Here is a 26,030-nt window from a genome sequence, read left to right as displayed (position 1 = left end):
TACCCGTTTCAGCATAAATCATTACGCTTTTGATAAATGAAGCAAGTTTTTGTTTTTGATAAAGTAGTCGATTCCAGACCAGATCGTGATCAAGGCCGCTGCCCATACCGCAATTTCATCGACATGAATACCCGTGTATGAGAAGGGGAAATTGTTCAGTAGCAACAACACAATCGCTACAATCTGCACGACTGTTTTCAGTTTGCCCCATGCACTCGCCGCTACAACCGAACCGTCCAACAAAGCGATCTGACGTAGGCCGGTCACGGCAAATTCACGGCTGATAATAACGACTGCAATCCATGAATCCAGCTTGCCCATTTGAACCAATGAAATCAATACAGCGGTGACCAGAAGCTTGTCTGCCAGAGGATCAAGCAGTTTGCCCAGATTGGTGACCATATTGTTTTTCCTTGCAAGATAGCCGTCTATTCCATCCGTGCTTGCAGCAACGATAAAAATAAAAGCAGCAATTAACTGATTATACGGAAGCGTAAGGCTCCCAAGATGTAGCGGCTCTGGATAAAATGGAAAATCCACAAGCAGGAACACCATCAAAAAAGGGATTAAGCAAATTCGTGCAAGCGTAATCCGGTTGGGTAAATTCACAAGACGCCCTCCCTTTGTATCCTCCATTACTTCAAACAATCATCTTAATTCCGTATTCATCATCTGAAGCAAGAAATGAACGATTGAAACGTCGACTTATATTTACATAAAAGCCTATGTAGAAACGCAAAAAATAAAGTCTACCGCTCAAACGCAAAACTGCTTTTAAACGCTCCGGTGACTTCCAGAAGTGTACTGCTTTTCACAAAGTCAGCTTACGATGAAGACTGGGCTTGATGTATGACTGCCAGCAATGCACATTCAGTATAATATACGTACCAATACAGTGTCAAAAAGACATTTCTGTAAAGGACCTTTATTTAAAATTGGTATATTGCAGATCCAGTGGCAAGTTAGCTCCATTCAGAAGTTGCATTACGGCTTGCAGATCATTTTTGCTCTTACCTGTCACCCGAAGCTGGTCTCCCTGAATCTGACTCTTCACCTTCAGTTTGGAATCACGAATGAGAATATTAATTTTTTTAGCCACATCCTGATCAATACCCTGTTTAAAATTCAAACGCTGGCGAACAGTACCGGAGGAAGCCGGCTCTACTTTACCGTAATCCATATTTTTCAGCGGTAGCCCACGCTTTGCCATTTTGGATTGTAAAACTTCGATAACCGCTTTTAATTTGGTCTCATCATCAGACACAATTGTAAGAGCATCCTTATCCAGTTTCAAGCTACTTTTACTGCCTTTGAAATCATAACGGGCACCAATTTCTTTTTCCGTTTGTGTAACCGCATTGTTCAATTCCTGCAAGTCCATTTTGGACACAATATCGAATGAATTTTCTGAACTCAAACCGAGTCACCCTTTCAGTTAATCATATGTTCTGTAACATTATAGTGTAAACTTTAAGCAAAAGTCTAATCTTAGTCATGTTTTCTCATAGAAAAAAGCATTTTTGGAGTACCATTCGGTCACCAAAAATGCTTGCTGATTAAGCTGCCTTAATACCGGCTACGGTTAGGATGTCTGAACATATCGAGCACACCGAGAACGATATGCGCAAGTCCAAAGCCCAATATTCCGTAACCCCAGGCATTTGGAGTCAGGTAATAACCCAGGAGGCTGACAATAATCCCTAAACCGGTTACGATCCAGCTGACTGTCACGGCCTTCCACCTCACTTCACCATAAGTTAACTGCAATTGAAGACAAAATTATTGTCCCCTGCAGTTAGCAAGGTTATTCGTTACTGGAGCTTCCGCTTTCCGAAGAGCCACTGGTCGTTGTGTCTGTCATGCCTTCTGTTCCCGTGGAAGAAGCTGCACTATCTGTGTCCAGTTTAAGACGAATACGGTTAGTTGCTTTGCCGTCCGTTACGACTTGACCGCCAACATCAATGGTTGTTGCGGCCGCATAACCGGATTTAATGTACATGCCGGCACTGTCCAAAGTAAATGTAAATGTGTCACCATCGGCCGTATTGCCATACTCTAGTTTCTCACCACTTGAATTCTCGCCTTTATACACTTCAAGCCAACTATGTCCTGTTGCCTTGATCGTAACGGTTACAGGCTGTCCCGCGCTTCCGCTAACTTTGAAATTTGTAATGTTGCCAGATTTTCCGTCTTCAGAAACAGCAACAGAACCAGGTGTAGTTGGCGGTGTTCCCTCTTGATTCTCACCGGTTTGTCCATCCGTTTGTCCGTCAGTCTGCCCATCGGTTTGACCGTTATTTTCTCCGTCGGTCTGACCGTTCGCTTCACTACCGCCGCCGTTTCCGCCGGCATCACCTTTATCGTTGTCATTCGATCCCGAATCGGTAGCAGGTGGAGTCGCCGCTTGCCCGTTATCGGGCGATGGATCAGGTTGGTCATTAGCAGGCTTTTGACTATCCGTAATTTTTGTATCATCTAGCCCTTGGGGATTGGTGTCATCACCCTTGTTGTTTGCCATATACACATACAAAAGCACGATAATGAGAATAGGAAACGTCCACATTAGGGCAACAGACATCCAGCGGTTGCTCCGCTCAGCAGGCCGACTGGACCGCTTCTGGATTACCGGTTCCATGGTTGCTTCCGCAGTTTCTGCAGGCACGTCCTTTTTATGTCCTTCCAGCAGCTCATCGGCATTCAGTCCCACCGTTTCCGCATAGGTTTTTATAAATGCACGCACATAGAAGCTGCCTGGTAACACTTTATAGTCCCCTGCTTCTATAGCCTCCAAATACCTCTTGCGAATTTTCGTCATTTCCTGTACATCGTCGAGACTCATCCCTTTTTGCAGCCGGGCCTCTCTTAACTGCTGACCCAGTTCAGACATGCCATCTCCTCCTTATGTTTATCTCTTCAGTAGTTGCTGATCTATTCCATGATTCGGCACGGAGCGTTACAGTTCGTCTGTGTAGCTTGCCGTGAACGTATCATAAATAATTTCTTCGTTAGGATTATTACGCAATTCAATAATAATATCAAAATCATTATAATCATATTCGGATTCCTGCACAAAAATATCCGGATGCTCAATCACTTTCGTACTTGGCATCGACATAATATCCTGCAACAGATTATAGTGCCGCTCACTGGAGCGAATCGTGCTAACAATCCCATCGATAATAAATACATTATTCGGGTTCAACTCATCTTCGGACATCTGGCTCCGAATCGTTTGGCGAAGAAGAGTAGAAGATACAAAAGTCCAACGCTTCATGGCACATACACTGCCCGCGATGATTGACTCTGTTTTACCAACTCGCGGCATACCGCGCAAGCCGATCACTTGATTTCCTTCTCTTTTAAATACTTCACCCAAAAAGTCCACGAGTAACCCAAGTTCGTCCCGAGTGAAACGAAATGTTTTGCGATCATCTGAATCACGGTCAATATACCTACCATGTCGCACGGCCAGAATATCCACTAATTTTGGTTGACGCAGTGCCGATACTGTAATGCTGTTAACTTTACCAAGCATCTCTCCAAGCAGACGAATCTTTTCATCATCATCTGACTCAAGCAGCATGCCGCGTGTTTTGCCTTCCACACCGTTGATGGTCAATATATTGACTTCAAGCATCCCTAGCATAGAGGCGATATCCCCCAAAAGACCAGGTCTGTTCTTATGTATTTTATATTCCATATACCATTGTTTAGTTTCCATGTATACACCCCGTAATGCATTATTCCACATTATTCGACAACATCCGAACGTGTCCACTGGACGCTATTTCGGGTCATCTTCTAAAAATGGGTCACGTTAATGATATATAAAATGAAAATGAATTACAAGAACAGCTCTGTAATCCGTTTGTAATCATTAGAGAAAAGCCCCCTTGCGGGAGCTCTTCATCTCTTGCCTTATGCGTTTTGTTTGGCCAATTTGACCATCAGGCACGCAATCGTACGACGCTCATCCGCATCGCCGACATCCCATAGTTCCTTCAATGCCCGGTTGGAATGGTTCGCCGGATCAACTTTCTCATCCAGAAAGTCACCGATCTCGTACGCCAGTTTGTTGATGGTTTCTTCACTCATCCCCATCTTCTCGGCTTGCAGTACGCGATCACCCAGGAACTTCTTCCAAGTGTCAAAGTTGGATACTACTGTGTTTTCTGTTGACATGATAAATCCTCCTTGGCTGACGCATGAGATTTAAAATCAACAGTTGTAATATGTGCTTCCCGGACATTTTATATACGAGCTTTTGAAATTAAAAAAATTAAGCTGTATGTCAGAACTCAACCCCCTATATCCCATATTAAGCTCAGCATATACTGATCTTATAACCTGAACACTGGCTTAAGTCAGCCAGCCTCCATTAGGGCTGATAATCTGTCCATTGATATATCCCGACTCAGGTAGTGCCAGAAAGTAAACCAGCGACGAAATCTCGTCCGGCTGCGCCAATCGCCCTGCCGGGATTTCATCTTCCAACATCTTTAACTCACTCTGATCCAAGTGGTCTAACATCGTCGTCTGAACAGCCCCTGGAGCAACGGCGTTTACCGTAACGCCGGAGGGGGCAAGCTCTTTCGCAAGTGCCTTCGTGAAAGCATTTACCCCGCCTTTGGTTGTGGAATACAGCACTTCACAAGATGCACCAGATAACCCCCAGATGGAAGACACATTAATGATTCGACCGTATCTTTGGGAGATCATATGAGGCATCATCTCTTGTGTGCACAGAAAAGTACCTTTCAGATTAATCGCCATCACTTCATCCCAGATTTCCTCTGTCACATCCGCAAGCAAACCATAATGAGATATACCTGCGTTGTTCACAAGAATATCCGGCAACAACTCATGAGAAGCCAATTTTTCCCGCATGCGCTGAATCTGTTCTTTGCTGCGAAGATCGGCCGAAACTGTCATAATGCGTCCGTTACCCCGCTCCATGCAACGTCTTGCCGCTTCATTGGCTGCTTCATGCGATTTCATGTAGTGCAACACCACGTTCATACCTACACTAGCAAAGCGCTCTGCAATTGCAGCTCCTATGCCACCGCTTGCCCCGGTAACCAAAACAGTCATTTCCCCTATAGCTTTCACAATGTGTCCCCCCATAACTTTCACTTTCAATCTAGTGAACCTTCAAACTTCGTCCTATTCCCTCTCCGTGGTTAAGGACTAACAACGAGTGATACAGCCAGCTGATCCCAACGAATATGTTCTTTCAGTCTTTGATTTACATCTTGGAGTGTAATCGCTTCATACAATGAAAGCATATTGAAAAAATCACCGCCACGGAATTGCTGACGTGTGAATTCATTCGCAATGTTTTCTGGTGAATTGAGCATGCGCAAATAACCGCCAATTTTCTTTTTGCGAGCTCGTTCAAAATCGGAAGCATCGAATCCTTTTTGCATAATCACTTCGACTTCCTCGCGTATCCGTTTTAACAATTGATCCGGGTCTTTCGTATCTCCACCAACCGCAGAAAAGGCATATTGCGGTGAACTAATATAGTCATGTCCAAAACTGTCCGAGATCAGGTCTTCATCATAAAGCTTCTGAAACAGATGTGTGCTGGAACCGAACAATAGATCCATCATCAGCTGCGTGGTCGTGTCCCGGCGCAAAAGTTCCTCTCCTGTAAGTCCAACATCCGTTTCTTTGAATCCAAACAAACATTTCGGCAGGGAAACGGATAATTTGACCTCTCGTCTGGCCTCCCCCACTTGCTCTGGCTCAGGTTCAAAGAAGCGGTGAATCGGTCCCTGCGGGTCAACATTTTTCTGCTCCTGATTGGAACGAACCATGCTAATGACCTGCTCAGGATCAACACCGCCGACAATAAACAAGAGCATATTGCTTGGATGATAAAATGTGTTATAACACGTATACAACGTTTCTTTGGTGATCGTATGAATGGATTGAACCGTGCCCGCGATATCAATATGCACTGGATGTTTTTGATACATTGCTTCAATCAATCCGAAATAAACTCGCCAATCCGGATTATCCGCATACATATTAATTTCTTGTTCAATGATACCTTTTTCTTTGTTGACGTTTTGATCTGTAAAGTACGGATTTTGCACAAAATCAACTAATGTTTGTATATTTTCGTTGATATTTTCGGTTGCCGAAAACAAATAAACGGTCTGGTCAAAACTTGTAAATGCGTTCGCAGAAGCACCATGAGAAGCAAACGTTGCAAAGATATCCCCCGTCGGCTCCTCAAACATTTTGTGTTCCAGAAAATGCGCAATACCGTCAGGCACCTTTACCTCGGCTTGTCCTTCCACTTGAAAGTGATTGTCCACTGACCCGTATTTGGTCGCGAAGGTGGCATATGTTTTCTGGAAACCGGGTTTAGGCAAAACATAGACATGCAGTCCATTCGCCATTACTTCGTAATATAATGTTTCCTGCAAATGTTCATACCGAATGCTCTCCACGACTATTCCTCCTTCTCGTCCCGCAAGAAATAAATCGTATCCAGACGGAACTGCTCTGCGGCCTCACGAACATCCTGCTTGGTAATCTGCTCGATTTGTGCAAGTAGCTCTTCAGATGTTCTTTCCTTACCAGACAACTGACGGTTAAAATCGTAAGCAATCATCTCGAAAGCAGCATCTTGCATTTCTTTTAACAGATTACGGATCATCGCTTTCGTCTGAGACATCTCCAGATCGGTGATATGTCCGAGTTTCATTTCTTCAAGCTGTTGCTTGATGATGGTCACTGCTTTTTCATAATTGGGAATCTCAATCCCGGATTGAATCGTGGCAATGCCTTTGTGCCCATCATATCTGGAAGAAGCATAGTAGGCGAGGCTTTCTTTTTCACGAACATTGACAAACAGTTTCGAATGCGGATATCCACCCAGAATACCATTATACATTAGCGCCGAAGCGTATTTATCATCTGCATAGGTAATGGAAGTGCGAAGCCCCAAGTTCAGCTTGCCCTGCCCAATATTCAGCCGTTCAATGACCGTATTTGGCTCTTCATCCCCGCGCAGCGCCTTCTGAGCTTGATAGTCAGAGGAATTTTTGCGTTCAAGGTTAAAATGACGCTGCACCAGTTCCTCTACTTCTTCAAGTGTCGTATCCCCCACCACATACAAGTCCATGTTGGCTTCCCTTAGCCAGTTTTCATAAGCAGCTGTTAATTCAGGAGGTTCGATGGCTGGCAGTGCTTTTCGTTCCCCCAGAGGATGAAGACGGTAAGGCTCATGCTTGCACATTTCTTCGATACACCGTTCAGCCGCATAACGCATTTTATCGTTCACTATGGACTCCAGCTTTTTACGAACCGTCTCGCGCTCAGCCTGTACATACGACGTTTTGAAATGTCCATTTTCCCTTGCGGGCTTGGTCAACACTTCGCCAAGAAAGGCAAACGAACGGTCCAGAAGCTGCTGCTCCCCACCTCCGACAAACGAATCATTAATGGTGTCCAAACGAAACTGCACTATCTGATAATCACCGCGTTTATAGACGTCAAAACCAAATCCCGCTCCATACAAATGCTCCAATTGCTCTCGAAACTGCGTTGTTTCCGGATAGGACTCCGTCCCTCTTCTCAAAACAAACGGGGTCAGTGCCACAGGAGTAACGGTGTTCTCGCGTAGCGGAACTCCGGCATACAGTGAAATTGCAAACGTTTTGAAACGTTTGGTTGGAAGCACATGGATACGTAGCTGTTTACGGCTCCCCCGTTCAAATACTGCGGTATTCAAATGTCAAAACCCCTTTACGGCGTCATTTAGATAACCAGTCCTCAATCTTAAACGTAACCACCATTTTAAACTATCCAAAAGCCAAGAAGCAACCGAAGTCATGCCTTCTGGTTGCTCCCCGCCCGATTACATGCAGAATATATGCTGCCCGATCGTTTTCACTTGCGGACGAGTCCATATCCACTTGGATGTGGCTGTCTTTGGGTTAAAATAATACAAACATCCACCGGAAGGATCCCATCCGTTCAACGCCTGCTCTACAGCTTTTTTCGCCTGTGCATTAGGCTCCAGATAAATCTGACCATCCGCTACGGCTGTAAAGGCTCCCGGTTGGAAGATAACCCCAGACGGAGTAGAAGGGAAACTGGATGAGTTTACGCGATTTAGAATAACAGCAGCCACGGCTACCTGACCTTCAAACGGTTCGCCTCGCGCTTCGCCATATACGGCATTCGCCATAATTTTAAGCTCGTTCTCGGAGAGTCCCAGCGCATTGGCAGAACCCATATTGTCCTTCTCATTGCTTGAGGTATCTCCACCTCCGCCTGTGTCTCCGCCAGTAGCCCCTCCTTTATGCAAAGGCGGCTCTGTAGGTGACCATTTGGTGCTGGCGTTATATAGCTTTAACTTGGTTTTGGCGCCTACCACACCATCTGCCTTCATGCCAAATTCAGATTGAAACCATTTCACTGATTTCAGCGTGCTGCTGCCAAAATTGCTATCGATTTTGCCATTGTAGAAACCGAGATACTTCAATCGTCCCTGAAGCTCGTAGACATCCTGACCGTAACTGCCATATTTCACGGTATTGCTACTGAAGGTCGGCATTGCTTTTTCCTCTACTGGAAGGTTGTTTTGAGCAGCACTTTGAGGTGCTGTATGCTCAGGAAGCAAATAACGGATTCCAAGCGCGGTTATCAGCAAAATAGCAGTGAAAAGCCATAGGTTCATTTTTCGCATCGACTATGCTCTACCTTTCTTTTGTGGGATTTAACAGAATCTCTACCGTTATTATGACAAGCCGTCTTGTTTCCTATGCACCAAACCATCCGATCTCTGGATCAAATGGCAAAGCCTCAAAAACTGTGGAACAACAATAACCTCCAACCATTAACGGTTGAAGGTTTTCTTACGCTCCACTACGAGCTTATTTTGTTTTGTTGATACTGTTCCAGCGAAACAAGGACTTCGCGCGGTTTGCTTCCTTCATATGGCCCAATTATACCTCTGGCTTCCATGGAGTCAATCAAACGCGCTGCACGCGTATAACCTACCCGCATTCGACGCTGTAAGAGTGACACCGAGGCCTGTTTCGCTTCCAAAATGATCTGTACGGCCTGTTCGTATAGTTCATCCTGTACTTCTTCCGTTGCTTGATTGGAGTCATCTACCTCCGGGACAAGGGATTCGTCATACTGCGCTTCACCTTGACCACGAACGTAATTGACGATATTTTCAACCTCTTCATCACTCATGAACGCACCCTGAACACGAATCGGCTTGGAAGCCCCCATTGGCATGAATAGCATATCACCACGACCTAGCAACTTCTCCGCTCCGCCCATATCCAGTATTGTACGTGAATCGACTTGTGAGGATACGCCAAATGCAATCCGTGAAGGAATATTGGCTTTGATTACCCCTGTAATAACATCAACAGAAGGACGCTGCGTCGCAATGATCAGGTGAATGCCGGCTGCGCGAGCCATCTGCGCAAGACGTGCAATCGCATCCTCTACATCACCCGCAGCTACCATCATCAAATCAGCAAGCTCGTCCACAATGACCACAATGTAAGGCAGTACCGCCGCAGGGTTATCTTTCATCAAATTGTTATATCCCTCAACGTTACGTGTACCTGATTTGGAGAACAACTCATACCGTTTCTCCATCTCAACCACGATCTTTTTGAGCGCAAGCGATGCTCTTTTCGGATCGGTCACAACCGGTGCCATCAGATGCGGAATTCCGTTATAGACATTCAGCTCGACCATTTTGGGGTCGACCATTAGAAACTTGACCTCATCTGGCTTTGCTTTATACAGAATGCTGGTAATAATGCCGTTGATACATACTGACTTTCCTGATCCGGTAGCACCAGCTACTAACAAGTGGGGCATACGAGCCAAATTGCCAATGATCGTCTGACCTGATATGTCACGTCCAAACGCAATCGTTACTTTGGATTCAGCATCTTGGAACGTGGCTGTCTCCATCACTTCACGCATGGTCACAACGGATACCTCGCCATTCGGAACTTCGATACCAATTGCCGATTTCCCTGGAATGGGTGCCTCCATCCGAATATCCTTCGCAGCCAGAGCTAGAGCGATATCATCGGTAAGACTGACAATACGGCTAACCTTGACCCCGATATCTGGCTGAATTTCATACCTTGTAACCGCTGGTCCTCGGACAACTTCCAGAACTTTGGCCCGCACTCCGAAACTTTCTAGCGTCGCTTCAAGCTTACGGGCAGTCTGCATATAATCCTTCTGGTCGCCGCCTTTTCCGCTATTATTAGGCTTGGACAAAAGACGGAATGAAGGAAGCTTGTATGGCTTCGGCGGAGGAGGTGGCGGCACGACAGGTTGTGCACTCTCTCCTGCCACACCATCCTGCTCCATGCCGGAGTTCAACGTTTCAATCGGAGCGTCTTCTCCATCCGTTATCTCTTGCTCAAGATCCGCTTGAAACATGTCTGTTGCGCCATGCGCATCAGTCCACTCTGCTTCTACGAGTTCATCTGTAAATTTAATATCCGCTTTGTCTACCTGATCCAGAGTACTGTCTTTATGATTCAGATCGTCCGGGAACGGATATGCATCATCCAGATCATCATCTTTGTCAGAGCCATCTGATCTAACATGTTCAAAGAAGTCACGAATAATCGGTGCCGAATCAGCCTTAACCTGCGTAGATAACGCTGCTGCACCAGAACCTTTGATCACAGGTGACTCAGGCTCCCCAGACCATGCCTCGGTTGGCAACTCCTGCCCAGCACGATAAACGACCTGTTCCGATTCAAGCACATCTGTTTCTGATGATTCCTCAGCCTGTTTCGTCAGCTGTCGATCCGCTCCCCATTTCCCGAACAACTGAAAGAAAATCGGGGCCTTACGTTTGGGCAGCTGTCCTTCATGAGAATCTAAAGAATCATAATCTTCATCCTCTTCCTCATCATCAACGGGTACGGGTGCGAATTTACGCGCGGTGCCTTTCTTAGCCCCTGCCACATTGGAGGCAGAACGTTTTGCTGGTCTGGATTCCAGCTTTTTGTACATCGAGCTGCCAGCATCCCAAATCTTTGTTCGGAATATGCGTATCAAATCAACATAGGACAATCCCGTAACAAGCATAAAGCTAATCACAAACATCACGATCATGATCAATCTTGCGCCAAGACTGCCAAATAACCACAAAAATAAAGCAAACTGTCCTGCACCAAGATATCCGCCGCTAATATCCTTACCAAGCATGGAATCCCGTTCTCCAGAGGTAACAGGTGTTAATAATTCCGTTTGCATATCATTATGTACCTGGGTCAGCACCGCACCTGGTTCAAGTGCGTCAACCGGAAGCAGCTTCTGATGCATTGCGGATATGGTGCTCATCAGGGTTAACGCAAAGACTAGGAGTACTAAACCCGTCTTGCGTGTAGTCCAGCCACTCGGCCACTTCCGATGAATCATCACCATCAAACCGTAATATATGCCCACAAGCGGAATCACAAAATAAAACTTGCCAAGCATCAGTCCAAACATCTTGGAAAGCGATCGTCCCACCGTGGCTTCACCCGATAATGCTATAACTGCCAGCGTGATTAGCACAATGCCATAAATTTCATATTTTAAGACGCCACTAAACCCGGCACCCTTTTTTTTCCTCTTTTTTCTTCTGGCCAAAATCAGGTCACCCCCAGAAGAATATTATACCATACAAATATATTCCGTACATATGTTCTTTTTCTGCACCATTTGTCTGAATTCGTCGCGTTATGTTGGACTTGTGTTACCCGAAAGCGGAACGGTTGCGCCCGGCAGATTGGACGGGTCCAGATACGCTTCAAGTGGGCAGTCAAGTAAACGCACAATAACGGCCTCGGTGTCGTTTACCGGTCTGACCTGCATTAACAAACCATTCATTCGGATCTCTTTCGTATCCCCGCCCTCTGCCCACATGCCCGACCATAGCTGCTCTGGAGGCATCACAGTATACATGGTTGTCATTGCGTGTATCCTCCCGCCTGCATTGTTTGTCTCTTATCCCCCATCAGTTTGTTCAATTGTGCAATGGCTTGACCAATACCACCAACAGCGTCCATCAAACCATACTTCACCGCGTCTGCACTTCCTACAGCTGTCCCAATATCCCGGTTCAACTCTCCTGTCTTAAACATCAATTCCTTGAACATATCTTCGGAAATGTTGGAGTGAGAAGTTACAAACCGTACGACACGCTCCTGCATCTTCTCCATATATTCAAACGTCTGGGGTACACCTATGACAAGTCCGTTCATACGTATCGGGTGAATCGTCATTGTGGCACTTCCGGCAATAAGCGAGTACGTGGAAGCAACGGCAATCGGTACACCAATACTATGCCCTCCTCCAATAACAACGGTCACCGTTGGTTTGCTCAAAGAGGCAATCATCTCAGCAATAGCAAGGCCAGCTTCCACATCGCCACCTACCGTATTAAGAATAATCAGAATGCCTTCTATCTTCGGATTTTGTTCTGCCGCTACCAGTTGCGGGATAATATGCTCATACTTCGTTGTTTTGTTCTGTGGAGGTAAAATCAAATGCCCCTCTACCTGACCGATAATGGTCATGCAGAAAATATTAGATTCGCTGGCTGGTGACTGTGTTTGTCCAAACTGCTGAATGGATTCTGTGACTGGAGAAAGTTGCTTCTCCTCCTGTACCGGAATCTCTGGAGCCTCGGCCTCCGACTGATTGGGTTTTGGCATTCGTTTGTTGTCATTCATCTGCTCATTCATGAAATGCTGTCTCCTTCTCCTGAAAAATATAATTGATGCTTTTCCTTAGTATGGGGAATCTGTCAACAACCTTATACTTTCTCTGAACAAACATTTCCACGAATTAACCTTTGTAATTGTTGATTACCTTTCATACTGCTTTTCAAAAACAAAAAAAGCCCCTTCTCTACGAGGAACCGTCCAATATTACTCGTAGAGAAGGGGCGACTGTGTGCCTGATTATATGTTTTTCATTAAAGCTATTTTAAACTTCCATAATGATTGGCAAAATCATCGGTCTACGACGCGTTTGCTCATACAGGAAACGTCCCAAAGCATCTTTAACATTGGTTTTAAGTGAAGCCCACTCGTTCACGTTCTCACTCATCAGCTTCTGCAAAGTACTGCTAACGATACGATTAGCCTCATCCAGCAGTCCTTCTGATTCACGTACATACACGAATCCGCGGGAGATAATATCCGGACCAGAGACGATTTTACCATCCTGCTTGCTGAGTGTAACTACGACAACCAGAATTCCATCCTGAGACAGCAACTTGCGATCACGCAGTACGATGTTACCAACATCACCTACACCCAGACCATCGATCAACACGTTACCCGCAGTTACTTTACCTGCTTTGCGTGCAGCTCCACCTTGAATCTCCACAACTTCACCGATATCCGTAATGAAAATGTTGTCCGGATCGATACCAACAGATTCAGCAAGAACCGCGTGACGACGTTGCATACGGAATTCACCGTGAATTGGCAGGAAGTATTTCGGTTTCATCAGGTTCAGCATCAGTTTCAATTCTTCCTGGCTACCGTGACCGGATACGTGAACGCCGCTGTTGGCACCGCTGTAATGTACGTGTGCTCCCAGACGGAACAGTTCGTCAATTGTACGGCCCACATACTTCTCGTTTCCTGGTACAGGTGTAGCTGCGATGATAACGGTATCTCCTGGAAGGATGTCCACTTTACGATGCGTAGAACGCGCCATACGTGTCAGTGCAGACATCGGTTCGCCTTGGCTACCTGTGCAAAGAATAACTACACGATCTGCAGCCATTTTGCCTACTTCTTCAGGTTCAATGATCATGCCGTCCGGAATTTCCAGATAGCCCAGATCCGAAGCAATACCAACCACGTTCACCATGCTGCGCCCGATCACTGCAACTTTGCGTCCAGTCACTTCTGCTGCATTAATGACTTGTTGAATACGGTGTACGTTGGAGGCAAACGTGGCAACAACGACACGCTGGCTCGCTTTGCGGAAAATATCCTCCAGCACGATGCCCACATTTTTCTCTGATGGTGTAAATCCAGGCTTCTCTGCATTGGTACTGTCAGACAACAACGCGAGTACGCCGTTCGTTCCGATTTGTGCCATACGTTGAAGATCTGCATATTGACCATTCACTGGTGTATGATCAAATTTGAAGTCACCAGTATGAACAACTGCTCCTTCTGGAGTTTCCACACATACCCCAACAGAATCCGGAATACTATGGTTAGTAGCGAAGAACGATGCTTTCAGCGTCGAACCCAGCTCGATCTCTGAATCTGCATTGATCAGAATGCGTTTCGTTTCACCCAGCAAATTCGCTTCTTTCAATTTGTTCTCGACGAGACCAAGAGTAAGCCTTGTTCCGTATACAGGGACATTTAAGTGCTTAAGAACATACGGCAAACCGCCAATGTGATCCTCATGTCCGTGAGTCAGAATAATGCCGCGTACTTTATCGCGATTCTCAGTCAAATACGAAATGTCAGGGATGACAATATCAATACCAAGCATATCTTCTTCCGGGAATTTAAGACCAGCGTCAACGACAACAATGTCGTTCGCGTATTGGATAACATACATATTTTTACCAATCTCGCCTACGCCGCCCAATGCAAAAATCATCAACTTCTCGTTATTATTATTATTTTTCTTAGACAAATGAATCTGAACCTCCTATGGTAGTTGGACGTCGTACCTTATTATTTATTGTAAGTTAAGAAAAGTAGTTCATACATTACACCCCATAAGTTAAGGATGAATGCAAAAGAACACCTTTATTCACGATATTTGGAAGAAGTTCTTCGAAGTTACACCCCATCACCAACAGATTGGATCCGAATTTCCCCTCTTAGCCGTTCCTTCCTTTTTCACCGCAAAGCCACACCAACGAAACGATGTCGCTTTCAATTTCAAAAAAATACCGCACCCAGTCACTTGACATCATTATACATGATTAAAAACAGAAAAAACAAGTCACTCTCTCGTTATCCTGTAGGTTTCCCCTTCCTGCAAAAAAGAAACTTTACATTGCACGTCAAAAAAAGAACCGCTACCTCTACCTGAGAGATGCGGTTCTTTCGTCAAACAAAGCGTTCGTGCTTATCATTAATAAACGTCTAAAGAATCCAACTTTTATTTACAATTGAAGCAGATTTTTAATGTAATCCTGCTCCTCCGTAGTAGGCGGAATCAAAGGCAGACGTACTGAACCTACGTCCAGTCCGCGTAGAGTTAATGCATATTTTACCGCTACCGGATTAGGCAAAGGCTGTGGGCACTCAAACAGCCCTTTGAAGAGCGGGAAGAGCTTCTGATGAATGCGTCTCGCCTGTAGAGGGTCGCCCCCATAAAAGGCATCGATCATATTTTTCATCTCCGCACCTACGACATGACTCGCCACGCTAACAATACCGTGAGCACCGACTGCAATAGCAGGCAGACCTGCTGCGTCATCCCCTGTATAGACTCTGAAATGGTCAGGCGCACCCGCTGCTATTAAAGTCACCTGCTCCATGGATGCACATTCCTTCGTCGCCACAATATTCGGGATTTGTGCCAGTCGCAATGTGGTTGCGGCAGACAGGTTTGCGACAGTACGTCCAGGTACATTGTACAGCATCACTGGCAATGTCGTTGCAGCAGCAATCGCTTCAAAATGTCTAAACATACCTTCTTGGCTAGGCTTGTTGTAGTACGGTACAACTAATAATACCCCGTCTACCCCGACACGTTCAGCTTCCTCTGTCAGATGGATAGAATGCGCTGTATTGTAGCTGCCCGTCCCGGCTATAATCTTGCACCTTCCAGCCGCATGTTTCACTGCAAATTCGAATAATTGAACTTTCTCTGTATCACTAAGTGTTGGCGACTCCCCTGTTGTACCAGAAATCACGAGAGTCTCCGACTTTTGATCAACGATCAGATAATCGATGAGACGTGCCGTTTCCTCCCAATGTATCTCTCCTTGTGCATTGAACGGAGTGACCATTGCTGTAATCAATCTTCCAAAGTCCAAATCGATTCCTCCCTCAAAACAAGTCTGGCTCCGCTAACATGGGTGAGTTACAAGTGAAGTTCGAATGAGGTATGAAGTGCCCTCAGGGCCTGAACCATATCTTCTTTTTTGACAAGCACCCAGATCGTCGTGTTGGAATCCGCTGATTGCAAAATCTGAATGTCTGCGAGCGTCAGTGACTCCACAATGCGGGCCATAATTCCAGGCACACCGTTAATTCCTCCGCCAATAACAGATACTTTGGCACAGCCGGACAGACTTTGAGGCTTTAGACCGATCTCCTGCAATACGCGTATAGCCTTCTCTGAATCACTATCAAACACGGTATAGACGACTCCCGAGGGGGTAACATTAATAAAATCAACGCTAATTGAATTTTCAGCCATCGTTTTGAAAACTTTTAATTGCAGTCGATCCGTCCCACCAGGAACATCCACCGTAATCTGCGTAACATTGCTCACATAAGCAATACCGGTTACATAGCGGTCAATAATGCCTGTCTGCACATCCTGAAACCCTTCCGGATGGGTAACAAGCGTACCTTCTGTATCGGCAAAAGTAGATCTTACCCGCACGGGAATTTGCGATTGCATCGCAATCTCGACGGCACGCGGATGAATAACCTTTGCCCCATGATGAGCCATGTTACAGATTTCTGCATAGCTTACTACGGTTAGTGGACGAGCATCTTCAACAATCCGAGGGTCGGCCGTTAATATCCCGTTAACGTCCGTGTAGATGTCCACCATCTCAGCTCGTAGTGCTGCACCCAGAGCTGTAGCGGATGTATCACTGCCTCCGCGTCCGAGTGTGGTAAAATCGCCTTTTTCCGTTTGTCCCTGGAATCCAGTTACAATGACAACACGACCGAGTTGAAGCTGTTCCAGCACACGAACAGGACGGACATCCAATATCCGGGCATTCCCGAAATTGTCGTCCGTCACAAAACCCGCTTGTGCGCCGGTCAGCACTGAAGTTGGAATGCCTTCATGTTCAAGCAAACTGCTGAGTGTTGTTGCAGAAATAATTTCACCACAGCACAGCAGTAAATCTTTTTCGCGAGCAGATAAAGCATTCCCGTTCTGCGCAGCCCAGTCCAGAAGTGTATCCGTAGCATAAGGCTCACCGCGGCGGCCCATGGCCGACACCACAATAACAAGGTTAAAACCCGCTTCGAGCTCACGTTTAACGTGCCGGAGCACATGCTCTCTCGCTTGCACAGTAGAGAGCGATGTACCTCCGAATTTTTGTACCATAATACGCATCTTTATTCCTCCATTTGTGTACGCAAGAAGACTGGACACGGGTCAAATCAACAAATGCATAACCCTTGGGAGCGTTCCGATGCGATAATCTCAGCAATGTATACGGCATGCAAGACATGTATTTCTAATACATCTCTCCTGCTTGCTGCATGAAGATCATATGCAAGCAGGAATGCCCTTATGAACAGGAACGTGGTTAGAGGTAGCTGTATAGACCAGCTATCGTCCCCCATGAATTTCTTTGTCTCTCGTACCCTTCTTCACTTCTCCAAGCGCATAACCGTTATTGCCCCGAATGCCATCCCTAAGCCTGTGGAGCGCGTTCCACAATCATTGGTTGCAGTTGTTTTCCTTCAAGTGCACTCCAGCAAGCCTCCGGAATAAGCTCCATTTTGGCAACTAACGAATTTGGTTTTTTCATTGGATCATCTTGACCAAACGGTACAAAATATACATATTTGGCCACTAATAATTTAGCTATATTTGCTGCATTCAAACCAAGTCCATCATTCGTCGATATCGCCAGCACAAGCGGACGCTGATTACGCATCTGCGCTTTTGCAGCCATAAGCACCGGACTATCCGTCATCGCGTTCGCCAGCTTGCTTGTGGTATTCCCTGTGCATGGAGCGATGACCAGCACATCAAGCAGCTTAGAGGGCCCTAAAGGCTCCGCCTCAACAATTGTAGATATGATCTCATTCCCCGTTATATCTTTCAATTGTTTTTGCCAATTCTGCGCTGTTCCGAAACGTGTATCCGTCGTCAGTACCGAGTTCGAAATAATCGGAACGACATTCGCCCCTTCGGATACAAAGCGGCTAATGACTGGCATAACCTCTTCAAACGTACAATGAGACCCCGTAATTGCGTAACCTACCGTTTTACCCTGCCAGTTCATGATTTAACCTCCCGTGCGTTCTGTTCTTCCAAAAGCAAACGGATTAACGCGTCGGCAATAATGCCGCCAGCCGTTTTGGGAGCAACAATGCCGGGGAGGCCTGGTGCGAGCAGTGCCTTGATGCCACGTTTGTCGGCATATCTAAAATCGCAGCCGCCAGGAGCGGATGCAAGGTCAATAATAACCGCTTTTTGAGGCATTCTGGACAGGATTTGTGCTGTGATTATCATAGTCGGTATCGTATTAAAAAGCAAGTCAACTTCCCCGGTTTGAGCGGCCAAATCCGTTGTCATGAAAGGCTTCCAGCCCATGATTGTTGCTCTGGCAACATCCTCATTCCGCCGAATTCCCACTCGTACATTTGCTCCAAGCCCTTGCAATGTTTTGGCTAGCGTAAACCCTGTTCGACCGATGCCAAGCACGATGCATTCAGACCCATGAATCGTAAAATCTGTTTCTTTAATTGCAATGGCGATGGCTCCCTCCGCTGTCGGAATAGAGTTGTACAGTGCAATATCATCACGGTCAAGCACTTCCACAAGCCGAAGGCCATTCTCCTCGCAAAGCTCACGCAAAAACGGCTTTGCCATGCCAGTGAATACGGTGCAGTGCTCCGGCAGGGCGGCCATATGTTCCTTTTTCAGAACAATCGGTTCACTACTAAACGAAGAGCTCACTTTTCCTTGATCATCACAGCTCACAACAGGCAGTACCAGTACATCTGCTGAAGCAAACACTTCATCCTGAAGTTCGCGGTGCTCAATGCCCGGAATCACTTGCTCCAGTTGATCGAAGCCTACTACACTTACCGTCGCATCGAGCTCGGCGCATTTTTGAATGACTTCAAGCTGCCTTGCATCTCCGCCAAGAACGACTATCCGGACTCCGGTCAGCATCGGGACGTCACTCCTTTCACCACATGTATGCCTTATCGTATGCAGTGGCCTACAGGGGGGTGAAAACAATCAGGAAATAGAGCCCATGTTCAACAGAAAAAACCGTCCTGAACAGGACGGCTGGGATACAAAATGTTAGTATGCTATTCAACTTATATACTTGAAAAAAAGAAAATAACATACGTTATTGTTATTTACCTGTGTGTCCGAATCCACCTTCGCCCCGCACGGTCTCCGAAAGTTCAGCCACTTCCGTCAATTCGATGGCAGGCACCGTCTGAAACACAATTTGAGCAATCCGTTCACCGCGCACAATCGTAAACGGTTCCTGACCCAAATTAACGAGCAACACCTTCACTTCACCACGATAATCCGCATCAATGGTTCCCGGTGTGTTCAGGCAGGTAATCCCGTGTTTGAACGCGAGGCCGCTGCGTGGACGAATCTGAGCTTCCAGCCCAGCTGGCATCGCCATGGCAAGACCAGTCGGGATCAAAGTACGCTCCCCCGGCTCTAGCACAACCTCTTCTTCCAATGCTGCCACCACATCAAAGCCAGCAGCCAGCTCGGACATCTTTTGCGGCAGTTTAATATCTTCGTTACCCGGTAACTTCTTTATTTGAACGTAATGCAACCAAATCATCCCTTCTAAGTCCAGCAATCGTCTTGTCTGAAGCACCTACCATCGCGAGTGCAAACGGCTCTGCAAACATCAGATCAAGCACGGCGTCGATGTCTTTCATCGTAACTTGCTCAATTTTGGCAATCATTTCGTCCAGCGTATAATGTCTGCCAAGCATCAATTCGTTTTTCCCCAGTCGGTTCATACGGCTGCCCGTGCTCTCCAGACTCAGGATCAGACTGCCTTTCAGCTGCTCCTTGCCTTTACGCAGTTCATCGTCGGATAATCCATTTACAGCCAGATCACTTAATACTTCTTTAGTCAGATCCAGCACTTCTTTGGTCTGTTTCGGTGCTGTACCCGCATAGATCGTGAACAATCCGCTGTCCGCATGAGAGCTATGATAAGAATAGACGGAGTAAGCGAGCCCGCGCTTTTCACGGATTTCCTGGAACAATCTTGAGCTCATACCTCCGCCAATCGCATTGTTAAGAACAACCATGGCAAATTGCAGCGGGTCTCCGATTTTGCAGCCGGGAAACGAGATACAGATGTGATTCTGCTCCGTTTTCTTTTTATGGAAGAGCTGACCGCTTTGAAAAGCTGGCGCATTCACTTCCTCGGTTACACCTTTGACATCAAACGCACCAAAATGCTTTTCCATCAAGTCAATCACACTATCGTCAATGTTACCCGCAATACTGATCACGGTGTTCTCGATGGTGTAATGCTCCTTCATATATGCACGTAAATGACTGGAATCCATCGCTTTAAGACGTTCTTCGGTTCCCAAAATTGGATATGCCAGCGGATGCTCTCCATATGCAGCGAGCGCCATCAAATCATGAACCATGTCGTCAGGCGTATCCTCGTACATTGAGATTTCTTCCAAAATCACATTTTTCTCTTTGACGAGTTCACCGTCGTCCATTTTGGAGCGAAAGAACATATCGGACAACACATCAACCGCAATGGGAAGATGCTCATCCAATACTTTTGCGTAATAGCAGGTATATTCCTTGGAGGTAAATGCATTTACGTTACCACCGATTGCATCAAACTGCTCCGCAATCGCCTTCGCATCAAACCGATCCGTCCCCTTAAAAAGCATATGTTCAATAAAATGGGATACCCCGTTATTTTCTGTTCGCTCATTACGCGAACCTGTTTTGACCCAGATTCCAAATGACACGGAACGACAGGTCGGGATTTGTTCCATTACAACTCTGAGGCCATTGCCCAGCTGAATTTTTTTCACGGTTGGCCCTCCTACATCTCTATAATTGCCCTGATTTCAATAATGATGAAATTGAAATCGACATTTGGTTCCAACTTTTTGATATTAACAAAAAAACGGCGTTCACTCAACCGTATGGCCTTGCACGCGTTCAGAAGACAACGTTTCACTTACAGTTCCTAACGACAGTCCTTTGGCGTGGATGGAATCGATCATGCCTTTTAGTGCTCCTGCGGAGGATGCGGTTGGATGCATGAGAATTAACGATCCGGCCTCGGTTTTATTGGCAATTTTGGCTATGACAGAGTCTGGGCTGGGTTTGCGCCAATCCACCGTATCTACCGTCCACAGGACCGTTTTTAGCCCCATAGATGCCGCGATATCCACCGTTTTTTGATTAAAATCACCCGATGGCGGGGCGAACCAGTGATTTTTCACACCAAGCGTTTGCTGCAACAACTCCTGGGTTTTGCTAATTTCTAATCGGGCTCGCTCTGCACTCAAACGACTCATGTCGGGATGTGAATATGCATGGTTGGAAAGCTCATGTCCACGCTTCTGAATTTCCTTGGCGAGTTCTGCATTTTTGCTCAGCCAACTTCCATCCAGAAAAAATGTAGCCTTCACCTTCTCCGCGTCAAGCGTGTCCAGCATTGGAACAAGGAATTCATTGCCCCAAGCCACATTAATCATAAAAGAAACCATGGGTTTACTCTCATTGCCTCGATAAATCGGATGTGCCCCCAGGTCTTTTAACTGAATTTCCGGCTCCACTTGACGATAGACATATGGAATTTTGGTATTCAGCGTGCCGCCCAGCGCTTTGCGATACGTAGCTTCTACGTCGATCTCCAGGCCGTTATAACCCGGGATTGCTTTCCATACCCGATCCACTCTCGCATTCACCGGTTCAATCCGAGTTTCAGCTGCCTTATCCTTGATCGCAGATAACAATGATTCTTCTCCGGTCGCTTCCTTGAACATATCAAAGGCATTCTGAGTTCCCGGACCATCACGGATCTCCGTAATGTATGTACGTACACTGTCGACTTGTCCGATTAGCATGACCGATGCCACGCCCGCGAGAACAACCGCCAGTTTTTTGGATTGGTTTCTCACAGCTCCATCCTCCCGCCGTCTTTGTCCCCATCATATGAGGACAAGGGCAAGAATATGAATAAAAACTGCAATCTGATGAATAGACGCATTTTCATCCAAACGTTAAAAAAAGAGCCAGAAATTCACATTCTGTCTCTTCATTCAATCATGCATATGTTATTCAAACCAACGTCAGCAACTTAGGATTGCGCAGGAACTTCTGCTGTTAGTACTGCTTTACGGGACAAGTTGATTCGACCTTGCGGGTCAATCTCGGTTACTTTTACAGTAATAGAATCACCGATGGCCACAACGTCTTCCACTTTGGCTACACGCTCGGTGGACAGTTGGGAAATGTGAACCAGACCTTCTTTGTTTGGCAACACTTCAACGAATGCACCGAATTTCTCAACGCGTTTTACTTTGCCGACGTAGATCTCGCCAACCAAGACTTCGCGTACAATGCCTTCGATGATCGCTTTGGCTTTATCATTCATCTCCTGATTGGAAGAAGCGATAAAGACACGTCCATCCTGCTCGATATCAATTTTAACACCGGTTTCTTCGATGATTTTATTGATGATTTTACCACCAGCGCCGATGACATCACGGATTTTGTCCGGATTAATATGCATAGTCGTAATTTTAGGCGCATATTGGGATAATTGCTCACGAGGTGTTTTCATCACTTCGGTCATTTTACCCAAAATGTGCATACGTCCCTCTTTGGCTTGAGCAAGCGCTTCGGACAAGATTTGACGATCGATTCCATCAATTTTGATATCCATTTGAATCGCTGTTACGCCTTCAGGTGTTCCTGCAACTTTGAAGTCCATGTCGCCCAGATGATCTTCCATACCTTGAATATCACTCAGGATCGATACATGGTCTCCGTCTTTGATCAGACCCATGGCCACACCAGCTACCGGTGCTTTGATCGGTACACCTGCGTCCATCATGGCAAGTGTACTTGCACAGATACTTGCTTGGGACGTAGAACCGTTGGATTCCAATACTTCAGATACCAAACGAATCGTGTATGGGAAGTCCGTTTCAGAAGGAATAACCTTAGACAATGCACGCTCACCAAGGGCACCATGTCCGATTTCGCGACGTCCTGGCGCGCGAAGCGGACGAGCTTCACCTACGCTGAACGGCGGGAAGTTATAATGATGCATGAAACGTTTCGTTTCTTCCAAACTGATGCCATCCAGAATTTGAACATCACCCAGTGCACCTAGTGTACAGATGCTCAGCGCTTGCGTTTGTCCACGTGTGAACAGACCTGAACCATGTGTACGCGGAAGCAGGGAAGTATCACATTCAATTGCACGAATCTCGGCGAGGCCACGTCCATCTGGACGAACTTTATCGTGAGTGATCAGACGGCGCACTTCTTCTTTGACGATATCGTGCAGCACTTCTTTCACATCTTTGAGCAATTCAGGTGTTTCGAGATACTTCTCTTCGAAGTGAGCAACGGTTTCGTCGTTCACAGCATCGATGGCATCCTGACGTGCATGTTTCTCTGCAATTTTAACAGCTTCCACTAGACGTGCGCTTGCAAATTCACGAACGCTGTTGTTCACTTCTGCATTCACAGCATGCAGTTTCACTTCCATTTTTTCTTTACCAGCAACTTGTACAAGTTGCTCAATCACCGTTACGATGTTTTTGATCTCGTCATGTCCAAACATGATTGCTTCAAGCATCACTTCTTCTGATAACTCATTCGCTTCAGCTTCAACCATCATGATCGCATCTCGAGTTCCTGCAACCACGAGTTCAAGTTCGCTGACTTCAAGCTGTGCAATCGTTGGGTTAATGATGAACTCTCCATCAATACGCCCCACCTTCACACCGCCAATCGGGCCACTGAAAGGTACATCGGAAATGCTCAGTGCTGCTGAAGTACCAATCATTGCTGCGATTTGCGGTTCACAATCCTGATCCACACTCATTACAATGTTCAGAACCTGTACGTCATTACGGAAACCTTCCGGGAACAATGGGCGAATCGGACGGTCTGTCAGACGACTTGCCAGAATTGCTTTCTCGGATGGTCTGCCTTCACGCTTGATAAATCCACCTGGGATTTTACCTACAGCGTACAATCGTTCCTCATAGTTCACCGTTAATGGGAAAAAGTCCAAATCTTTCGGCTCACTGGATGCTGTCACGGTACACAATACGACGGTATCCCCGTACGTTACCTTTACGGCAGCATTTGCCTGCTTGGCCAAACGCCCGGTTTCAAGCGTAAGCTTTCTTCCACCAAGCTGCATTTCAACACGCTGTTCCATGAAATCCCTCCTTTAATTCGTTCCTATCACAATGGATTCTGCATATTCACAGTATTTCCTGCTTGTCCCGCGTTCATTAGCTATGGTTGGACAAAGTGCAGGCTGACTTGCAAAACAAAAGCTCCTTGCGGAGCCCTCAGCTACAAATATATGGCAACATGTTCATCTACAAAACAACCCGGCTGTAAGCTCCGCTTGTCCTTTTAGACAAAAGAAAAGCGGATAACAGCCAGGTTGATTTTGAAAACATGTACGATAATTAACGACGCAATCCGAGTTTTTCGATCAGTGCGCTGTAACGTTTAACATCTTTGTTTTTCACGTAAGCCAAAAGCTTACGACGTTGACCTACCATTTTCAAAAGTCCACGACGTGAGTGGTGGTCTTTCTTGTGCGTACGCAAGTGGTCTGTCAAACTTCTGATGTTTTCCGTAAGGATAGCAACTTGCACCTCAGGTGATCCAGTATCGGACTCATGAGTTTTGTGCTCGTCGATCAGTTGTTGTTTACGTTCTTGAGTCAATGCCATCCTATTCACCTCCTTCATTATAATCGCCATTAGCCTCGTCACCGCCGGTGAGAGCGTGTAACCAAGCTAAGGTTAATATTGTCTCATTCGACAACGTAGTACATTATACCATACTTGCCCGGACAAAGTAAATGTAAACATCCATTTTAATAAAGTTTTTAGGACAGTAAGCGAGCAGCGGTCCGTGCATCTTCACGGATCTGAGCAATCAGAGCATCAATGGAATCGAATTTTCGTTCATTTCGAATGTAGTGCACCAGTTCCACTTTCAGTTCCTGGTCATAGATTTGGCCGTCAAAATCAAGCAGATGCACTTCGTACGTCGGTCTCATTCCATTTTCATGAAAGGTAGGTTTGACGCCCAGGTTCATCACACCTGTCAATTCTTGCTCACCAACATTCACTCGTACAGCATATACACCTTTGGCTGGTGTAACATAGTGATCGGTAAGTTCAAGATTAGCGGTAGGAAAACCGATAGTCCGTCCTCTTTTCTCTCCGTGAATCACAGTGCCTCTGACACTATAAGGCCGTCCAAGCCACTGGCTTGCCTCATCCATCTCACCACGCTTCAACAAAGCACGGATCAGCGAGCTACTTACTTTCTCTCCGCCAAGCAAGAACGGAGGCACGGTCTCTACTGTCATTTCTCCATCCCCGAGCGTACGAAGCATTTGCTCATCCCCTGCACCCTTGTGCCCGAACCGGAAATCAAATCCAACAACAGCTGCACGCGTTTGGAGGGGGAGTAACAGTTCGTGAACGAATTGCCCTGGCGAGAGCTGGGAAAATGATTCATTGAACTCGACAACATAGAGTATGTCTACGCCCATGCCAGCCAAAATTTCTTCTTTGTCTCTAAGAGGCGTCAGATAACCCTCGTAATCCCCTTTGCGCATAACTTCCTTCGGGTGTGGGTGGAAGGTCATGACGGCCGCCTTCATATCCGATTCCCTAGCGATGCGAACAGCGGATAGAATAACGCTTGCATGTCCGAGATGCAGCCCGTCAAATTGACCGATAGCCAGCACTTGGGGATGTGTACTCAGTTCCGCCGATTGCAATGTTTGCGGATAGGTTAGCATTACGGTTTTCACAATCATTCACCTGCATTTCACTTGATAGGCCAAGCTTGAACCTCGT

24 protein-coding genes are annotated in these 26,030 nt (G+C 46.2%); all 24 read right to left on the bottom strand.

Annotation, left to right across the window (positions count from 1 at the left end; translation table 11 throughout):
* Positions 1 to 21: 21 nt before the first annotated feature.
* On the bottom strand, positions 22 to 609 hold the full coding sequence (pgsA, locus tag M3629_RS04605; RefSeq protein WP_251503072.1) for a CDP-diacylglycerol--glycerol-3-phosphate 3-phosphatidyltransferase: 588 nt from the start codon (positions 607 to 609) through the stop codon (positions 22 to 24).
* Positions 610 to 925: 316 nt separating this feature from the next.
* Positions 926 to 1,417 (bottom strand): YajQ family cyclic di-GMP-binding protein, encoded by a 492-nt coding sequence (locus M3629_RS04600; protein ID WP_251503071.1) that lies wholly within the window; start codon positions 1,415 to 1,417, stop codon positions 926 to 928.
* A gap of 149 nt (positions 1,418 to 1,566) precedes the next feature.
* Complete coding sequence (locus M3629_RS04595) at positions 1,567 to 1,731, bottom strand: hypothetical protein (protein ID WP_251503070.1); 165 nt, start codon at positions 1,729 to 1,731, stop codon at positions 1,567 to 1,569.
* Between the two features lie 73 nt (positions 1,732 to 1,804).
* Positions 1,805 to 2,887 carry a helix-turn-helix domain-containing protein gene (locus M3629_RS04590; protein WP_251503069.1) on the bottom strand — a complete coding sequence of 361 codons (1,083 nt, stop codon included), beginning with the start codon at positions 2,885 to 2,887 and terminating at the stop codon, positions 1,805 to 1,807.
* A gap of 66 nt (positions 2,888 to 2,953) precedes the next feature.
* Complete coding sequence (locus M3629_RS04585; RefSeq protein ID WP_090923944.1) at positions 2,954 to 3,721, bottom strand: DUF3388 domain-containing protein; 768 nt, start codon at positions 3,719 to 3,721, stop codon at positions 2,954 to 2,956.
* Between the two features lie 197 nt (positions 3,722 to 3,918).
* Positions 3,919 to 4,182, bottom strand: coding sequence for a DUF3243 domain-containing protein (locus M3629_RS04580; protein WP_145329845.1), 264 nt, complete (start codon positions 4,180 to 4,182; stop codon positions 3,919 to 3,921).
* A gap of 177 nt (positions 4,183 to 4,359) precedes the next feature.
* Positions 4,360 to 5,124, bottom strand: coding sequence for an elongation factor P 5-aminopentanone reductase (gene ymfI, locus M3629_RS04575; protein WP_251504552.1), 765 nt, complete (start codon positions 5,122 to 5,124; stop codon positions 4,360 to 4,362).
* Positions 5,125 to 5,180: 56 nt separating this feature from the next.
* On the bottom strand, positions 5,181 to 6,461 hold the full coding sequence (yfmH, locus tag M3629_RS04570; protein WP_251503068.1) for an EF-P 5-aminopentanol modification-associated protein YfmH: 1,281 nt from the start codon (positions 6,459 to 6,461) through the stop codon (positions 5,181 to 5,183).
* A 2-nt stretch (positions 6,462 to 6,463) separates the two neighbouring features.
* A complete protein-coding gene (gene yfmF / locus M3629_RS04565; RefSeq protein ID WP_251503067.1) occupies positions 6,464 to 7,747 on the bottom strand; it encodes an EF-P 5-aminopentanol modification-associated protein YfmF in 1,284 nt (427 codons plus the stop codon).
* A 126-nt stretch (positions 7,748 to 7,873) separates the two neighbouring features.
* Positions 7,874 to 8,707 (bottom strand): spore cortex-lytic enzyme, encoded by an 834-nt coding sequence (gene sleB / locus M3629_RS04560; protein ID WP_251503066.1) that lies wholly within the window; start codon positions 8,705 to 8,707, stop codon positions 7,874 to 7,876.
* A gap of 179 nt (positions 8,708 to 8,886) precedes the next feature.
* On the bottom strand, positions 8,887 to 11,652 hold the full coding sequence (locus M3629_RS04555; RefSeq protein ID WP_251503065.1) for an FtsK/SpoIIIE family DNA translocase: 2,766 nt from the start codon (positions 11,650 to 11,652) through the stop codon (positions 8,887 to 8,889).
* 90 nt (positions 11,653 to 11,742) lie between these two features.
* Positions 11,743 to 11,976 carry a YlzJ-like family protein gene (locus M3629_RS04550; RefSeq protein WP_251503064.1) on the bottom strand — a complete coding sequence of 78 codons (234 nt, stop codon included), beginning with the start codon at positions 11,974 to 11,976 and terminating at the stop codon, positions 11,743 to 11,745.
* Positions 11,973 to 12,737 (bottom strand): ClpP family protease, encoded by a 765-nt coding sequence (locus tag M3629_RS04545; RefSeq protein ID WP_285888395.1) that lies wholly within the window; start codon positions 12,735 to 12,737, stop codon positions 11,973 to 11,975. Before M3629_RS04545 ends, M3629_RS04550 begins: the two co-directional genes overlap by 4 nt.
* 256 nt (positions 12,738 to 12,993) lie before the next feature.
* Positions 12,994 to 14,679: a ribonuclease J gene (locus M3629_RS04540; protein ID WP_251503063.1), complete on the bottom strand. Its 1,686-nt coding sequence runs from the start codon at positions 14,677 to 14,679 to the stop codon at positions 12,994 to 12,996.
* Positions 14,680 to 15,157: 478 nt separating this feature from the next.
* Positions 15,158 to 16,036: a 4-hydroxy-tetrahydrodipicolinate synthase gene (dapA, locus tag M3629_RS04535; RefSeq protein WP_090923821.1), complete on the bottom strand. Its 879-nt coding sequence runs from the start codon at positions 16,034 to 16,036 to the stop codon at positions 15,158 to 15,160.
* A 47-nt stretch (positions 16,037 to 16,083) separates the two neighbouring features.
* Entirely contained in the window at positions 16,084 to 17,301 is a 1,218-nt protein-coding gene (dapG, locus tag M3629_RS04530) for an aspartate kinase (protein WP_090923822.1), read from the bottom strand.
* A 304-nt stretch (positions 17,302 to 17,605) separates the two neighbouring features.
* Positions 17,606 to 18,202: a dipicolinate synthase subunit B gene (locus M3629_RS04525; RefSeq protein ID WP_251503062.1), complete on the bottom strand. Its 597-nt coding sequence runs from the start codon at positions 18,200 to 18,202 to the stop codon at positions 17,606 to 17,608.
* On the bottom strand, positions 18,199 to 19,098 hold the full coding sequence (dpsA, locus tag M3629_RS04520) for a dipicolinate synthase subunit DpsA (RefSeq protein ID WP_251503061.1): 900 nt from the start codon (positions 19,096 to 19,098) through the stop codon (positions 18,199 to 18,201). Before dpsA ends, M3629_RS04525 begins: the two co-directional genes overlap by 4 nt.
* A gap of 190 nt (positions 19,099 to 19,288) precedes the next feature.
* Positions 19,289 to 19,741, bottom strand: a complete 453-nt coding sequence (gene dut / locus M3629_RS04515) for a dUTP diphosphatase (RefSeq protein ID WP_251503060.1) — start codon at positions 19,739 to 19,741, stop codon at positions 19,289 to 19,291.
* Positions 19,698 to 20,978, bottom strand: a complete 1,281-nt coding sequence (locus M3629_RS04510; RefSeq protein WP_251503059.1) for a M16 family metallopeptidase — start codon at positions 20,976 to 20,978, stop codon at positions 19,698 to 19,700. Before M3629_RS04510 ends, dut begins: the two co-directional genes overlap by 44 nt.
* 102 nt (positions 20,979 to 21,080) lie before the next feature.
* Positions 21,081 to 22,076 carry a polysaccharide deacetylase family protein gene (locus M3629_RS04505; RefSeq protein WP_251503058.1) on the bottom strand — a complete coding sequence of 332 codons (996 nt, stop codon included), beginning with the start codon at positions 22,074 to 22,076 and terminating at the stop codon, positions 21,081 to 21,083.
* A gap of 179 nt (positions 22,077 to 22,255) precedes the next feature.
* Complete coding sequence (gene pnp, locus M3629_RS04500) at positions 22,256 to 24,358, bottom strand: polyribonucleotide nucleotidyltransferase (RefSeq protein ID WP_251503057.1); 2,103 nt, start codon at positions 24,356 to 24,358, stop codon at positions 22,256 to 22,258.
* Positions 24,359 to 24,617: 259 nt separating this feature from the next.
* Positions 24,618 to 24,887, bottom strand: a complete 270-nt coding sequence (gene rpsO / locus M3629_RS04495) for a 30S ribosomal protein S15 (RefSeq protein ID WP_056700672.1) — start codon at positions 24,885 to 24,887, stop codon at positions 24,618 to 24,620.
* Between the two features lie 158 nt (positions 24,888 to 25,045).
* Positions 25,046 to 25,984, bottom strand: coding sequence for a bifunctional riboflavin kinase/FAD synthetase (locus tag M3629_RS04490; RefSeq protein ID WP_435368173.1), 939 nt, complete (start codon positions 25,982 to 25,984; stop codon positions 25,046 to 25,048).
* Positions 25,985 to 26,030: the final 46 nt, after the last annotated feature.

It is taken from the genome of Paenibacillus polysaccharolyticus (assembly GCF_023714295.1).
Lineage (GTDB): Bacteria > Bacillota > Bacilli > Paenibacillales > Paenibacillaceae > Paenibacillus > Paenibacillus polysaccharolyticus_A.
Note: the sequence above shows the minus strand (reverse complement) of the source record. Positions and strands in the feature narration are given on the sequence as shown.

What these genes read in the sequence shown, in the direction of transcription:
- pnp (WP_251503057.1), bottom strand. Translation starts at nt 24,358, where the DNA reads ATGGAACAGCGTGTTGAAATGCAGCTTGGTGGAAGAAAGCTTACGCTT.
- M3629_RS04585 (WP_090923944.1), bottom strand. Translation starts at nt 3,721, where the DNA reads ATGGAAACTAAACAATGGTATATGGAATATAAAATACATAAGAACAGA.
- M3629_RS04545 (WP_285888395.1), bottom strand. Translation starts at nt 12,737, where the DNA reads ATGAATGACAACAAACGAATGCCAAAACCCAATCAGTCGGAGGCCGAG.
- dut (WP_251503060.1), bottom strand. Translation starts at nt 19,741, where the DNA reads ATGATTTGGTTGCATTACGTTCAAATAAAGAAGTTACCGGGTAACGAA.
- M3629_RS04525 (WP_251503062.1), bottom strand. Translation starts at nt 18,202, where the DNA reads ATGAACTGGCAGGGTAAAACGGTAGGTTACGCAATTACGGGGTCTCAT.
- dapG (WP_090923822.1), bottom strand. Translation starts at nt 17,301, where the DNA reads ATGCGTATTATGGTACAAAAATTCGGAGGTACATCGCTCTCTACTGTG.
- M3629_RS04550 (WP_251503064.1), bottom strand. Translation starts at nt 11,976, where the DNA reads ATGACAACCATGTATACTGTGATGCCTCCAGAGCAGCTATGGTCGGGC.
- dpsA (WP_251503061.1), bottom strand. Translation starts at nt 19,098, where the DNA reads ATGCTGACCGGAGTCCGGATAGTCGTTCTTGGCGGAGATGCAAGGCAG.
- M3629_RS04580 (WP_145329845.1), bottom strand. Translation starts at nt 4,182, where the DNA reads ATGTCAACAGAAAACACAGTAGTATCCAACTTTGACACTTGGAAGAAG.
- sleB (WP_251503066.1), bottom strand. Translation starts at nt 8,707, where the DNA reads ATGCGAAAAATGAACCTATGGCTTTTCACTGCTATTTTGCTGATAACC.
- ymfI (WP_251504552.1), bottom strand. Translation starts at nt 5,124, where the DNA reads ATGGGGGGACACATTGTGAAAGCTATAGGGGAAATGACTGTTTTGGTT.
- rpsO (WP_056700672.1), bottom strand. Translation starts at nt 24,887, where the DNA reads ATGGCATTGACTCAAGAACGTAAACAACAACTGATCGACGAGCACAAA.
- M3629_RS04590 (WP_251503069.1), bottom strand. Translation starts at nt 2,887, where the DNA reads ATGTCTGAACTGGGTCAGCAGTTAAGAGAGGCCCGGCTGCAAAAAGGG.